The sequence below is a fragment of the Trichocoleus sp. DQ-A1 genome (genome assembly GCF_039961955.1).
Taxonomy (GTDB): domain Bacteria; phylum Cyanobacteriota; class Cyanobacteriia; order Cyanobacteriales; family FACHB-T130; genus FACHB-T130.
On record NZ_JAMPKE010000004.1, the window covers coordinates 72078 to 87036 of the forward strand.

General features: G+C 46.6%; 11 protein-coding genes. 5 read left to right on the forward strand and 6 right to left on the reverse strand.

Annotated elements, in window-relative coordinates; genetic code table 11:
• Positions 1-70: 70 nt before the first annotated feature.
• Positions 71-1918 (reverse strand): serine/threonine-protein kinase, encoded by a 1848-nt coding sequence (locus tag NDI33_RS06010; RefSeq protein WP_190677686.1) that lies wholly within the window; start codon positions 1916-1918, stop codon positions 71-73.
• A 117-nt stretch (positions 1919-2035) separates the two neighbouring features.
• On the opposite strand from NDI33_RS06010, the gene NDI33_RS06015 reads away from it, so the two are divergent.
• Entirely contained in the window at positions 2036-2791 is a 756-nt protein-coding gene (locus NDI33_RS06015; RefSeq protein WP_190677688.1) for a peptidylprolyl isomerase, read from the forward strand.
• Positions 2740-5328 carry a peptidase domain-containing ABC transporter gene (locus NDI33_RS06020; RefSeq protein WP_190677691.1) on the forward strand — a complete coding sequence of 863 codons (2589 nt, stop codon included), beginning with the start codon at positions 2740-2742 and terminating at the stop codon, positions 5326-5328. The genes NDI33_RS06015 and NDI33_RS06020 overlap by 52 nt, the downstream gene beginning before the upstream one ends.
• 24 nt (positions 5329-5352) lie before the next feature.
• On the opposite strand, the gene NDI33_RS06025 is transcribed toward NDI33_RS06020, so the two are convergent.
• The gene (locus tag NDI33_RS06025) at positions 5353-6144 is read right to left on the reverse strand and encodes a TIGR00297 family protein (protein WP_190677879.1); all 792 of its coding nucleotides are present in this window, start codon (positions 6142-6144) and stop codon (positions 5353-5355) included.
• 163 nt (positions 6145-6307) lie between these two features.
• On the opposite strand from NDI33_RS06025, the gene NDI33_RS06030 reads away from it, so the two are divergent.
• A complete protein-coding gene (locus tag NDI33_RS06030) occupies positions 6308-6739 on the forward strand; it encodes a VOC family protein (protein WP_190430473.1) in 432 nt (143 codons plus the stop codon).
• Here the strand turns inward: NDI33_RS06030 and NDI33_RS06035 are convergent.
• Complete coding sequence (locus NDI33_RS06035) at positions 6669-7358, reverse strand: triacylglycerol lipase (protein ID WP_190412740.1); 690 nt, start codon at positions 7356-7358, stop codon at positions 6669-6671. The genes NDI33_RS06030 and NDI33_RS06035 overlap by 71 nt on opposite strands.
• Before the next feature lie 427 nt (positions 7359-7785).
• Here NDI33_RS06035 and NDI33_RS06040 point away from each other — a divergent pair, with 427 nt between their 5' ends.
• Positions 7786-8376 (forward strand): hypothetical protein, encoded by a 591-nt coding sequence (locus NDI33_RS06040; protein ID WP_190412739.1) that lies wholly within the window; start codon positions 7786-7788, stop codon positions 8374-8376.
• A 51-nt stretch (positions 8377-8427) separates the two neighbouring features.
• On the opposite strand, the gene NDI33_RS06045 is transcribed toward NDI33_RS06040, so the two are convergent.
• The 3 genes from NDI33_RS06045 to NDI33_RS06055 form a co-directional block, all read right to left on the reverse strand.
• Complete coding sequence (locus NDI33_RS06045) at positions 8428-9510, reverse strand: tetratricopeptide repeat protein (protein ID WP_190677693.1); 1083 nt, start codon at positions 9508-9510, stop codon at positions 8428-8430.
• 78 nt (positions 9511-9588) lie between these two features.
• Positions 9589-10464 (reverse strand): RsmE family RNA methyltransferase, encoded by an 876-nt coding sequence (locus tag NDI33_RS06050; protein WP_190677696.1) that lies wholly within the window; start codon positions 10462-10464, stop codon positions 9589-9591.
• A gap of 35 nt (positions 10465-10499) precedes the next feature.
• Positions 10500-10925, reverse strand: coding sequence for a BON domain-containing protein (locus tag NDI33_RS06055; protein WP_190412736.1), 426 nt, complete (start codon positions 10923-10925; stop codon positions 10500-10502).
• 911 nt (positions 10926-11836) lie between these two features.
• On the opposite strand from NDI33_RS06055, the gene NDI33_RS06060 reads away from it, so the two are divergent.
• Positions 11837-14941: a response regulator gene (locus NDI33_RS06060; protein ID WP_190677698.1), complete on the forward strand. Its 3105-nt coding sequence runs from the start codon at positions 11837-11839 to the stop codon at positions 14939-14941.
• Positions 14942-14959 lie beyond the last annotated feature (18 nt).

Consider the following 14959-nt stretch of genomic DNA (forward strand, 5'->3'; position numbering starts at 1 on the left):
CAGCTCAATTTTATCTAATGCCCAAAGAATGGACTAGAAGCGATCGCGCTTAACATCAGTTCTCGCCCAGTTAATCGCACCGCCAAATCTTGATAGTCTTGTCCTCGCTGCCACTGACTAAAGTCTGCCCATCCGGGCTAAAAGCAACTGAATAAACCAAATTTGAATGCCCTCTGAGGGTGTGAATCAGCTTACCACTGTCAATCGACCAATTCTGAATGGTGTTGTCTCCACTACCACTGGCAAGAGTCTGCCCATCCGGACTAAAAGCGACGGAACAAATTGAATTTGAATATCCAGTGAGGCTGTGAATTAGCTTACCAGTCTCCAAGTGCCAAAGCTTGATAGTCTTATCTCCACTACCACTGGCAAGAGTCTGCCCATCCGGACTAAAAGCAACAGAATAAACCCGGCTTAAATGCCCTGTGAGAGTCTGAATCAGCTTGCCACTGCCCACCTGCCACAGCTTGATAGTGTAATCCTGACTGCAACTGGCAAGACTTTGCCCATCCGGACTAAAGGCAACGGAAAAAATATAGTCTAAATGCCCCGTAAAATCGCGAATCAGCTTGCCACTGCCCACCTGCCACAGCTTCATGGTTTTGTCCCCACTACCACTAGCTAGAGTCTGCCCATCCGGACTAAAAACAACAGAATGAACCCACCTTGAATGCCCCGTGAAAGTGCGAATCAGCTTGCCACTGTCCACCTGCCACAGTTTAATGGTGCTGTCTCCACTACCACTAGCTAGAGTCTGCCCATCTGGACTGATAGCTATAGAACGAACCCAGCTTGAATGCCCCGTGAGAGTGTGAATCAGCTTGCCACTATCCACCTGCCACAGCTTAATGGTTTTGTCATTGCTACCACTGGCAAGAGTCTGCCCATCTGGACTGATAGCTATAGAACGAACCCAGCTTGAATGCCCTATGAGAGTGCAGATACATCTCCAATTCTGGGGCTTGAGCGGTGGTGGCGTAGGTGTCGTTGCTTTTGGCTTTGGCGGTGGTGGGGTAGATGCAGCATTCAAGTCTTTCAACACTTCACCGGCTGATTGATAGCGTTCTTTCACATAATCTTTCAGTAACTTATCCAAAACTTGATTTAGTTGGCTGCTGATAATTTTTCCGTTTTCCTTCAAATGCTCTTTCCATAACCAGCAGCCCTCTAATGGATCGTAAAGTTCATCAAGTTTGGTTGCTGTCAGCAGATGAATGCAGGTAACGCCTAAACTGTATAAGTCGCTGGCTGGATAAGCTTTACCGCTGCGAAATTGCTCGATGGGTGCGTAGCCTTCTGTGCCAGCTTTCGTGCCGGTTTTAGTTAAACCAGTGCCAACGGTCAATTGTTTGGAAATGCCGAAATCAATTAGGACGAATTTGCCATCTCTTTTACGTTTAATAATATTCGTCGGCTTGATATCCCGGTGAATCACCTGATGTTCGTGGACAAATTGCAGGACGGGCAACAAATCATTTAATAAGTCTCGAATTTGTTCTTCTGTAAATGCTTCCTGCCGTTCCAAGCCTTGACCTAATTCCTGCCCTTCGATATATTGCTGTACCAGATACAGGCGTTTATCTTGCTCGAAATAGGCAAATAAACTGGGAATTTGTGGATGTTGTTCTCCCAGTTGCAGTAACTGTCTCGCTTCTTGCTCAAATAGCTGGGTTGCCTTCTGCATTGCCGCTGAATTGCCTTGAATCTCTGGCACTGGCAAAAATTGCTTAATTACACAAGGAGCTTTTAGCCTGTCTGCGTCTTCAGCCAAGAAAGTTCTACCAAATCCACCCTCGCCAATGGGCGCGATCGCACGGTAGCGATCCTTGAGCAGTAACTTCGTTCCGCAACTTGTACAAAAGTTTGTGCCAGCAGGGTTTTGAGGCTTGTTGCAACCTGAATTCAGGCAATAGCTCATAGACAGAAAATCGGCAGATTGCGTCTATGATAAAGCTTTTTGTGGAGCGGACATCTCTCCTGTATATAATTACTCATAATTTTAGAAAATACAAACATTCCCTCAATTCTTTATATTATGGAATCTGTACCTTTTCTCATCGTAAATGGCCAATCAATTTCCCTTAAAGAAACTCTAAAATATCTGCAATTTTCTGGTAAACTCAGTTCTTTTATTGGAGAAATTCTTCGTCAGTACGTTGTGGATAAAGAATTAAAAAACCTCAAGCTAGATATTAGCTTAGCGGCAATTGAGCAAGCAGTGATTGATTTTCGGTTGCAGCGAAATTTAGCAGATCCCAAGAGTTTCCAAGAATGGCTTGTTCGCAGTGGAATCGACTACGAAACATTCCACAATCAGGTAAAATCTGGTTTTCAGCTCACCAAGCTCAAAATTCAGATTGCAGAGCCGAAACTGCAAGAATATTTCATTGAACGCAAGCTATTCCTGGATCGGTTTGTACTCTCTCGTCTTGTGGTAGCCCAACAAGAATTAGCTGAAGAATTATATAGTCAAATTGAAGAGGGAGCCAGCTTTGAACAATTAGCTCAAGAGTATTCTCTCACAGATGATCGGATTGTAAATGGAATGATGGGGCCAGTCAGCCGAGGAACGCTTCCAGACCAAATCCGAGCCGCGATTGATACCGCGAGTCCAGGGCGGTTATTAGAGCCATTAAAACTCGAAGAACGTTGGGCTTTGTTTCGAGTTGAGAAATTCCTGCCAGCTTCGTTAGAAGATAGTCAGCTAAAGGAAGCACTACAGAATGAACTTTTTGAGCAATGGCTAGCACAGAAAATTCAAAACTTAACGGTGAAACTGCAAATCAGTTGAGTAGTGTTGAACTCGCTAAAATTTTGCCTGGGAATATTCCACCTCTGAGCTTGCTGACATCAGAACAGCAAGCGAAATTCCAAACGCAAGCCGAAATTCGTTCCTACAAGTTGGGGGAAAAAATTTGGTCTACAGATCGTCCGGGCGACCAGTTTTTAATTCTGTCTGGAAAAGTGCGTTTGCGGGAAGAAGGAGGGGCGAAACCGCTAACCACTTTGACCGAGGGAGATTGGTTCGGTGATTTGCAGCAATTTCTGGGATTCAAAGCGATCGCTTCTAGCAAAGAAGTTGTGGTAGTGCGCTGGGATACTGCGTTATGGCATGAAGCTTCCTCTCCAGAACTGGATAGCTTCTGGAAGCAATCTAGCGGCGTCAAGTCTAACCACGAAGAGGCAACGATAGAAACCGAACGCAGGATATCTGTAAGTAATTATCCGTTTATTTCTAGCCTTAACTCAGCGGCAGCTTGCTTAACGATGGTGGCGCAATACTTACAAAATCCAGCTTCTCTAGAGTGGATACAACGTCAGTTGCGGGGACAACGCCCGAAACAGCTTGTAGAAGCCAGTGAGAAAATAGGGCTACATCTGCGATGCTTGGTAGTATCTGGGCGCGAATTGCAGCAGCTATCTTTTCCAGCTTTGCTGCATTGGAACCAGGAACATTGGGTGGTGGTATACGAGGTAAAAGGCGATCGCGTCATCATCGCTAACCCCCTCAACCCTAGTCAAACTTGCGAAAGTATTCCTTTGTCCTCACTTGAAGCTGCTTGGGATGGGCAACTGTGGCAAGTTGAACTGATTCAGCGACAAGACAAATTTAACCTTACTTGGTTTTTACCGGCAGTTTGGCGTTACCGGGGTTTACTGGGGGAAGTCCTGGTTGCGTCTTTCACGTTGCAGCTGTTGGGTTTAGCGACGCCAATCATCACTCAGGTGATTATTGACAAGGTGATGGTGCAGGAAAGTCTGCCAACTTTGGACGTGATGGCGATCGCGCTTTTGAGCGTTGCTATCTTTGAGGCGATTCTGGGTATCTTACGGCTATTTATCTTTACTCACACTGCACGACGCTTAGACCTTAGTTTATCCGCTCAATTGTTTCGCCACTTGATGCGGCTACCTTTGGCTTATTTTGAGTCTCGCCGCGTTGGAGATACGGTAGCGCGAGTACAAGAACTGGAAAATATTCGCCAATTTCTCACCGGAACGGCGTTAACTGTCATCTTAGATAGCGTCTTTGCTGTTATCTACCTGGCGCTGATGTTTTATTACAATGTCAAGCTTACCTTCGTTGCCTTGGCAGTGATTCCGCTATTTGCAATGTTGACATTGGTGGCGACGCCGATTCTCCGGAACTGGTTGAATGAAACCTTTAACCGCAGTGCGGATAGCCAATCGTTTCTTGTAGAGACGGTGACGGGAATCCATGCAGTGAAGGCTCATGCAGCCGAAGGAACCGCACGCGATCGCTGGGAAGGTTTATTTGCCCGGTTCATCCGCACCGGCTTTAAAGCTTCTACCACCTCCAATATTAGTAACAATATTGGTGACTTTCTGACTAATTTTTCCAACTTACTCATTCTCTGGTTTGGAGCCGCCCTAGTCATCGACCATCAGCTCACAATTGGTCAGCTAGTCGCTTTTCAAATGCTGGCTGGAAGAATGACCGGGCCAATTTTACGGTTAGTGCAATTGTGGCAAAATCTCCAGCAAGTTTTACTTTCTGTAGACCGAATTGGAGATATTCTCAACGTTGCCCCTGAAGCCGAACCCGGATCGGGTTTAGTCCTTCCCCCTCTGAAAGGTAAAGTTACCTTCGATCGGGTTTTCTTCCGCTATCAATCCAATCAAGAACCAATCCTGCGAGGAATTACCTTCACTGTTGAACCGGGAATGTTTGTCGGCATTGTCGGGCGAAGTGGCTCTGGTAAAAGTACCCTTTCCAAGCTTTTGCAACGACTTTATCCAATTGAATCAGGGCGGATTCTCATTGATAGATTTGATATTAAAAGTGCTGATTTAGCATCCTTGCGCCAACAAATTAGTGTAGTTCTCCAAGAAGATTTTCTTTTTAACGGTTCCATCTTGGAAAATATTACTTTAGGCAATTCAGAGATTACCACCGAGCAAGTTGTAGAAGCCGCACGATTAGCCGTTGCCGATGATTTTATCAGCGAACTAGCCCACGGTTATGAGAATAACGTTGGAGAACGAGGCACTGCTTTATCTGGCGGTCAGCGTCAGCGAATTGCTTTAGCTCGTTTATTCTTATCTCAAGCTCCTATTTTAATTCTCGACGAAGCGACTAGCGCCTTAGATAGCGAAACAGAGCAGCAAGTTTTACAAAATTTACAAGCGATTTCCCAAAACCGTACAGTTTTTATGATTGCCCACAGATTTGAGCCGCTTAAGCGGGCAGATTTGATTTTGGTCTTAGAGAAAGGGGTTCTAATGGAACAAGGAACTCATCTAGAATTGATGCAAAAAAAAGGGTTGTATTGGTCGCTTTATCAACGTCAGCAGCCATTCGTTTAAAGATTGCTGGAAATTATTCTATTTTCAAGCAATCCCAGCAGTAGGCAGAGTAAACGAGTACCATGCTAAGGCAAATAAAATTGCAGCGATCGCGCCGATTAAGGTATTGAGAAAATTCACTACTTCGTTGGTAAGCCAATCGTAGCGAGATTGCAGCGTAGCACCAATGACACTTTCCAAATTGGTCGCAATAAACGCTGCTACTATGCACCAAACCACCCCGATGAGATCGATCGCACCAACGCCCCAGCCAACACAAGCGATCGCAACCGATGCCACCACTCCAGCGATTGTTCCCTCTAAAGAAACCGCCCCTTCTGTTCCCCTGGCTACAGGTTGTAAGGTTGTAATCAAAAACGTCCGTTTACCATAAGCTTTCCCGACTTCACTGGCGCAGGTATCCGAAAGCTTAGTGCTAAAACTGGCTACATAGCCCAGCAGTAAAAAAGGCACCCATTGAGGTTGTCCTAAATAACTCACCAGTAGCGTTCCTAAGGCGCATAGAGTGCCCGTAAGGGCGGAACCCCAGACATTCTCCGGCCCGCGTGCCCCAGACCGTTTCTCGGCGATTCCCTCGGCTTCTTTTTGAGCCATGCCGATGCGCGTGACGGCAGAACCTACGAGAAAATAGAACATCACGACTAAATATCCCTGCCAGCCAAGGGTACCCCAGATAATGACGCCCAACGCCCAAGCGTGCAGGAATCCGGCAGGGGTCAGTAACTTTTTAGGGGCGAAATAGGCGATCGCTAACAAAACTGTATTCAATCCCACTGCAACTAACCAGGGATTGAAAGAATTAATGGTAGAGAGCATCTGTAAAAATCTTGAATTCATAACACTCTTTCACAATACTCTCGCCCGTGAGAGAGGCGCAAAAAGGAACCGCAAGTGAAGGATGTATCTATGTAGCGATATCACCCTTGATCTTCGCTTGCAAGTAAAGCGCCGCAAAAGCACAGCACTCAGAATATTACCGATGAACCCAACAATCTTTCATCTTGCTTTTCCCATCTCCGATGTTGCCCAAGCGAAAGCCTACTACGCTGATGGACTCGGCTGCCAAGTTGGGCGTGAAACCCGCGATGCCTTAATTCTGAATCTCTACGGTCATCAGCTGGTAGGTCACGTTAGCAAAGAACCGATTATCCCGCAACGAGGGATTTATCCCAGACACTTTGGGCTGGTTTTTACATCAATTGCTGACTGGGAAAGCTTGCTAGAACGGGCACAACAGCGACGGTTGCACTTTTATCAGCAGCCGAAACATCGCTTTCCCGGTCAACTCACCGAACATTGCACCTTCTTCCTCGAAGATCCGTTTTATAACCTGATGGAGTTCAAATATTACTCTCATGCCGAGGCAATTTTCGGGGTTCGGGAGTATGCCGAGATTGGCGATTCCCATTAGGAGACGCTACGCGATCGCGCTTCAGTGGTTCTAAAAGTGCCTTCTCCACAGCCTTAACCCCCTTAGCATCTGTAATCATCCACGGGTGCAGCAATACTGGCACCTGTAGATTTTGACCGACGGGCATTTCCGAACTATTCGGTGGCAGAATGATTAAATCAAAAGGCGTCCAGATCGAGGTGAAATTCACCTGTTCCAGCATCGCCACATCCCGATTCAAATCTTGTAGAAAAGCGCTATCAGGGCGCATCTGAACGCAGCCAATCCCATTGTGAAAGTAGCCCGCCCACGTTCCGTGGTTGGGTGCTGATATGGTAATAAAACGCTGCACCCGGTTAATGCCCCCTAGTCGCTGCACGTAGTAGCGGCTAACGATGCCTCCCATACTGAAGCCGACCAAATCAAATGGTTGGTCGGGTGCAAAGGTCTTGGCAACGTAATCAGCAACCTGCTGTGCTAGAGAGTCCAGACCCATCGCACCATTATTGGGGGTGAGGCTGAGGTCGTATACAGACCAGCCTTGCTGTGCCAGGTAAGGAGCCATTTTATGGAATACAGCAGCCGTATCGTTGATGCCGTGAATTAGCAATACAGGATTGCGCTTAGGGGCACTGTTCATTTTGCCAGGAATTAATCTCATATAATCCCAGCTTAGACACGAGTGATCGCGGCTGGGGTTGGTTTAGGACAGCCTGTCGAGTGGCTGTGGCTTAAAATCTGAGATTAATGTAAATTCTTGCAACAAAAGAACGTTTTCCAGAGCTAACTGGCTGGGTAACTGTACTTACTAAAACAAAATTTGTAAATTTTTGTAAAGAACTATCTGGGAATCTTGCGTTTGTCCGCCGTAAAACTTCATAATCCGATCTGGATCGCAAATTGCAACGGTAGAAACGCTTTGTCCATATTGTAAAGCGGCTGCTTTCTGAGCTGAGCAGTTGAGCTTATCCTTGGCGATACCAGTCTTGCATCAAAAATAGAATAGCTTGCTCCAATGTTTCGGGAATCAGTCAACATCGTCATTTAAATCTCAGGAGTAATACTAAATGTTTGGTTTTATCAAAAAATTGTTGGGCGGCATTACTGCTTTCATTGGTGGAATTTTTGGCTCTAAGAAATCTGAAGGAAACGAGGCTGCTGCTCTTCCTCGTAAGAAGTCTGGTGGATACTACATGGAGCTAGAAGAGTCCAAAGACGCAAAACCAGCGGCGCAAGAGAGCCAGAAGAAGCCAGAACCAGTCAAAGCCCAAACATCAGAATCGAAGAAGCCGGAACCCGCGAAGGCATCTGCATCCGCTTCTAAATCTGCGTCTAATGGACAAAAAGATTCATCGAAGCCTCAAGCAACCCCAGAACTTGTAGGGGCTGCATCCAAGAATTCATCAAACTCTAAAGAAGTCTCAGAACCGAAAGAAATTGCTCAAAGACCCCCAGTAGAGCTAATTCAGACGGCTGAAGGTGTTGAGGCAGTAGTTGCTGAGAAACCAGCAGCACCGATTAACGGCAAGGGTCAAAGCCAATCCGATACCACGTTTGCTCCGAAATACTTGAATCCAATTTCTAGCTCTAATACTCGTCGGCGTCCCGGTCCCAGCATGAGCAACTTCATGGACATGGCGCGTCAGGTGAAAAAATAATTAAAAATTAAAAATTAGCAAATTTGTTGTCTAGTTTTTAATTTTGTCTTTTTAATTCTTTGACCCTCTGAGGAAAACCAGCCCACTGTACAGTTGGAAAGCTGGGTCCCAGAGGGTTTCTTCGCGCCGAAATAAGTCGATATGAGACTTGAGACTTTTTAGCATTTCTGTACGGTCTAGCGCAGTTTGAGCAAAATCTGTAAAATCTGCCCAAATCGGCGTCTGAGCCAAATGTCCTTCTAGAAAATGAAGTAAATTGTTCCAGTGACTGCGGTTGGTAGCCTGATTGGCTTGAGTCGGCTGTGCATTGAAAGAAATCCCTTGCCCAAACTGGTAGTTGCTATCGCAAAGGCGAAGAATACTGTGTCTGGAAGGAAGATGCAAGTCGATCAATTGGGCATAGTCTTGGGTTTGAGTTTTCCATTGCAGTTGGCGACGAGCATCTTGGTCGATGACTTCGCCAAAGATTGGTAAGAGTCCTTGCACTTGTTGTCTGACTTCTGACCAGTTGAAGGTCAGGGAACCTGTCTGACCGTGTTCGTTCTCGCAAACGACGCTAGGTGGGGAAGCCGAAAGGAAATGGCTGACGCGAAAAACGTTAAGTTTCCGAACATCTGCAAGGTTTGCCCAGAAGTTGGGAATTTCGGCTTGCTGCATCTGTTGACTGTAGAATCGCAGTTCTCCTACCGGACCAGTTCGGTACAACCGCCAGCCGCGACTGGGAAGTTGTAGCCGTGCGGTGTAAGGGTCTATCTGCACGATTCGAGCTAACTGTTGGGCGGCGACCTGTTTCTTTTCAGCGCTAACGGCTTCTAGAACTAAGACGCCTGCTTCTGTGTCTTCTGGGGCGGCGGTGGCTTGAGCGATCGCGTCTCGTCTTTTTTGTTGGGCGATCGCTTCTATACGTCCCAATCCTTGACGAGCTTGAGTCATAATCTTGGGATTGGTGGTTTCCCGTAGCAGCTGCCGATAGGCATTTTCCGCCGCCTCCAACTTGCCCGTTTCTTCGTACAGCCGTCCCACATAAAACTGTACTAAGGGATTTTGCGGCATCTGTTTTACCAGATGGTTGAGTAACCAGGCAACGGTTTTATAGTCTTTGCGCTCGAAAGCTTCCGCAAGTTGTTCAAGCATTACAGTAATTAAAAAAATAACAATTAAAAATTAAAAGTTGAAGCATCCTTCATTTCTAATTGTGCATTGAACCGTAGCTTAAATCTCTCTAATTTCTGATTCCCATGCCGCTGCTACCAGAGATAAGGCGACCATTGGGGCGGTGACGGCTCGCAGGATACGACGCCCTAGAGAAACGGGTTGGAAGTCAGAAGCGATCGCTTGTTCAACTTCTGCGGGTGTCCAGCCTCCCTCTGGCCCGATGGCGATGACAATCGTTCCTTGCCCTGGATTCTTCAGTTCATCTGCTGTACCTGAAAAACTTAACTCCCCAGCGCCCTTCCCTTGTAGGGAAAGGAGAGCCGGACTCCCCTCCCCTACAAGGGGAGGGGTTGGGGGAGAGGTAGAGGTTTCTTGCGGCAATAGATGAATCAAGCAATCGAGTAAATGGGGAGAATCTCCACGAGCAACGCAGATATAATTCTTGTTTTTTATCGAAGAAGAATTAATCTTGAGTGAAGACAAAGCAGCAGAAAAGGAAACGGCTTCTAAAATTGTGGGGACGATTTGACGTTCTGATTGCTCGGCGGCTTCTTGGGCAATTCGCCGCCAGCGTTCGAGTTTTTGGGGGCTGGGATTGAGCAGGGTGCGATCGCTCACGACGGGCGCGATCGCTACCACCCCTAGTTCGGTACTGTAGCGCACCACTTCATCAAAGCCGTTTTTTGGCAACGCAAGCATTAGCGTTATCGAGCAGGGCAACTCAGTTTGGACGGAAATCGGCTCTAGAAGCTGCCCCTGATTCGCCTCCAGCTTCGCCAGCCACCAGTGCCCTTGTCCATCCATTGCGATAAAGCGATCGCCCTCCCGCAACCGCAACACCCGACTGAGGTAATGCTGTTGTTCGGCAGTCAGGATAATTTGCTGGTTTTGAAATTGAGAGGGAGCGATCGCTAATCGTTGCAGCTGAGCCAATCTTTATCTCCCACTAACAGCAGACCTTTCTAATTTTATCGGACGGAACCTTCGTGGGTTTTAATTTCCACTTGGTGAAGGTCTACTGCTTTGGTGCCATCTACTTTGGCAGCAACCGCTTCGACATGGCTCAAAATTGATTGATCGGGTACAGAACCCGTGAGGATAATCGTGCCACCGTCTTGAGCGATTTCAAGAGTGTCAATATTTTTGAGGTTCGGCTCTTGATCAAATGCAGCAGCAACGCGCTTAGCTAATCCGTTAGCATCGTATTCCCCCTCAAAGCCCATGTATTCTGGCAATGTTGGAGGTTTATGCATCCCAGCCTTCTCACGCAACTCCCAATCATACTCACCCGTAAGTCCTGGACTCATTTGTTCTTCGACAGCCTGAGCGTCATGTTTGCTGTCTCCTTCTGAGCTGGTCTTCTGTTGTCCAAATTGCCTTTCTAACCAAGTCATAATTATTGTTTGCCTTCTAAGGATGTTTTATATTTTCTATTACACATCTATCCCAGTTCTGATTACATCCCTCATCAGAAATCAGTCTTCAGATATAGGACAAATTACTGTTTTTTTAGCTAAACAATAAACCTAGCTTAGGTGCATTTGTCAACTAAAATTCTTTTAATTTAATAATATATATAGCCAGCCTAAATGGTTTCTAAAGGCGAGATACCCGACTTCTCTAAAAAATCAGGTATCTGAACTGCTGGCATCTTACAGCTCAAATCAGATTGCTACTATATCACTAATTTAACATCCAGTAAAAAAATTAGACATACAAAATTTATTTTTATTTAGAAAGTCTTAAAAAAATTAATTTTTAGCAATCATTCAAGCAAAAAAATGACCAACTATTAGCTTTACAAGCTTTAAGAATTTAGAAACTTTTTAAAAGTCATATCGGCAACTACGAGGAGTTATTTATTCGGTCAAGAAGCTACTGTTGCAAATCCTAAGAAATTGCCGCCCGAATCGGAAAGCCTGTACAGAGGGATAATGTCATAACCAACTTCTCAGACGTGGCATTTCAGGGGGCGAAGTATAGTAAATTCACCCTGTAGGTAGGGTCAGACATCATGCTTGTAGATACGAATTCTAAAAAAATATTGATCGAGTGTGGGCAAAAAACAAGCCAAACCAGCACACTGGAGGGACTCCGCAAGTAATCCCGATAACATTGATGAAAGATTAAAATATTTACAATACATAGCATCTCAATTACATTACCAAGCCAGTAGAGGTGGATTGGTTCCTAAGAATTTTCAAAGTAACCCTGGAAGTTTTAGCTCATAAAGATGGTAACGCTGCCGAAAGAGAGGGGAAATGCTGGAAGAAGACCCTCCAGTAAAAGAATTGGAGTGCAACCCATGCAGACTGAACCGATCGCCGTATTGCTTGTGGAGGATAACCCTGGCGATGCCCGTCTCGTGCGGGAACTGCTGCGGGAAGTCAATGCTCCCCAGATAACGCTGATCCACGTTCAAACGCTCACAGAAGCCCTGGATTGCCTCGTCAGTTCAGAAGGGTTGAACGTTCAGAAGTTGAAGATTGAAAGGTTTAACCAACCAGCGAACCAGCAACCTTTTGAGCTGAAAGGCGATCGCCTCCCACTATCGATCGGGGTGATTTTGTTAGATTTATCGCTGCCAGATGCTCAGGGTTTAGAAACCGTCAGACGAGTCTGCAATGCTGTACCAGAAGTGCCGATTGTGGTGATGTCGGGGCTAGCCGATGAAGCGATCGCACTTTCTGCTGTACAAGAAGGAGCGCAAGACTATCTCGTCAAAGGTCATGCCGACAGCCATCTGCTGATCCGCACCGTGCGATATGCCATTGAGCGTCAGCGGATGCAGATACGACTCCAACAAACCCAGCGAGCCTTGCAGCAACAACTGGAGCGAGAAGCCTTAGTAAACCGCATCACGACTGCCTTAAATTCTAATCTCGATCCAAAATCAGTCGTTGATGAAATTGTCCGACAGACGGCAGTCCCGATGAGCTGCGATTTCTGCATGGTAGTCCGAGACTTGTCGGAATCAAACCGAGTTTACATTGAAGCGGAGTATTGGCCCCATTTATCAGATGCTGTAAAGCCGATTTCTCAATCGCCCCTACAAGGGACAACCCTGTCCGTAGAAGGCTGGGAAACGGTGCGAAGTGAGTTGCTCGAAAACCGTCCGGTAGCGATCGCAAACACTACTGACTTTTGGTTGACCCCAGCCTATCAAGCGCTTTGCGCGGAAACGAGACCAAGTACGATGCTCTTGGCTCCTATCTTCGTAAGAGAGCAATTCTACGGCTATCTAGTCGTCGGCTCGATCAAGCCGCGTCCGCCGTTCTTAGAATGGGAAATCCAACTGCTGCAACAGTTAGCTGGACAGACAGCGATCGCACTCTACAATGCCCACGAGCTTGAACAGCTAGAAAGCCTCGTTCAGGAGCGCACTCAGCAACTCGCTCAGGAAAAAACACTGCTGGAAGCCATTCTTGATTCCATTCAAGAGGGAATTACTGTCACTCAACCCGATGGTCAAATCGTGCTGTTAAACCGGGCGGCATTGCAGATATATGGTCTGGTCGGGAATGGTGTCACACCTACCTCCGCACCAGGCTCTGTGCCTCACGTCAAGAATTTCTTAACTAAATTAAAAGTCCGTAACCCCGATGGTTCCCGCCCTCGTCGGTCGGAGTTACCCCTTACAAGGGCACTTCAAGGGGAAGTTTTTACCGATCAGGAGCTGGTGGTACACAGTCTCAATGGAGAGCGTAAGTGGGTGAGTATCAATGGGGCGGCAATCCGCGATGACAGGGGGAAAGTCCTGCTGGCGGTCAATACGACGCGAGACATTACCGAGCGCAAACAAGCAGAAAAGGCACTGCAAGAATCGGAAACCAAATTCCGAACGCTCTATGAATCGACCAGCGCGGCGGTGATGCTGTTGGATGAACAAGAAATTTTCAATTGCAACAGTGCAACCCTACACCTATTTGGCTGTAATGGCTTGGAGGAGTTTTGCGGCAAACATCCCAGCACATTCTCACCACCAAATCAGCCCGATGGTCAAGATTCCCTGACTCTAGCTTGCGATCGCATTACCACTGCCCTAACAGAAGGCAACTGTCGCTTTGATTGGATTCATCGGACGTTGGATGGTAAAGATTTTCCGGCAGAGGTGACGCTAACGGCAATCAAGCTGGACAACCGAAAAGTGTTGCAAGCGGTCGTGTATGACATTAGCGATCGCATGAACAAAGAAATCGAACTGCGGGAAGCAAAGGAAGCGGCAGAAGCGGGAAGTCGAGCAAAAAGTGAATTCCTTGCCACCATGAGCCACGAACTCCGAACGCCCCTTAACGCCATCTTAGGACTCTCTCACATCCTGCGGCAAGAAATTTTTGGCACAATCAATGAGAAACAGAAAGAGTATGTCACCTGCATTAATAACAGTGGCGAACATCTTCTATCGCTGATTAACGATATTCTTGACCTTTCTAAAGTCGAAGCAGGCAAAGAGAAACTCTGCCCGATGCCAATTATCGTGCCGAATTTGTGCGAATACATCGTTACGATTATGAGGGAACAAGCCTACGAACGAGGGCTACAACTCACCAGTCAAATTGACCCAGAAATTGATGTTTGTGTCGCCGATGAACGACGTCTAAAGCAGATGTTATTGAATCTGCTATCGAATGCAATTAAGTTCACACCATCGGGTCAAGTTTCCCTAATTGTGCAAAAGCAGCCAGGATGCATTGCGTTTACCGTAGCGGATACGGGCATTGGTATTGCCCCTGAGAAGCTGTCATTGTTATTTGAGCCATTTCGCCAATTGGACAGCGGACTGAACCGGCAGTTTGCTGGCACTGGTTTGGGGTTGTCACTGACTCGCAGTTTAGCCCGACTTCATGGTGGAGATGTGACGGTTTCCTCAACCCTAGGAAAAGGCAGTGAGTTTACTCTATATCTGCCCGATATGAGCAATGAATCAGTCTCCATCTATCAGTTTCCAAGCGAGGGGGGCGATTCTTCTTCATTGTCTTCTGGACTTAACAATGGCGAGTTAAAAGGCGAGTTAAAAGTCGCCGCCAACCCTTTTTCTATCCCTGGCAAAGGACGAATTCTAATTGTGGAAGACGATGAAAGTAGCGGGTTGCTGTTGCAAGACTATCTCCAAGTCGTAGGCCATACCGTCGAACATTTGCTTAATGGGACTGATTTCCTCCAGCGAGTGCGAAACTTCCAGCCCGATCTGATTTTGTTGGATGTAAATTTACCCGGTGGATACAGCGGGTTAGATTTACTAAAAGACTTAAAACAGCAGCCGGAACTGGAAAGACTGCCAGTGGTAATGGTGACGGTAAATACAATGGCAGAAGATCGAGACCGTTTTCTAGAGGCTGGTGCTAATGATTATCTCAGCAAGCCGATAGGCATTCCTCAGTTGGAGTTAATTTTGATGAAACATCTCTGAAGAAGGTAAAAAGTAAAA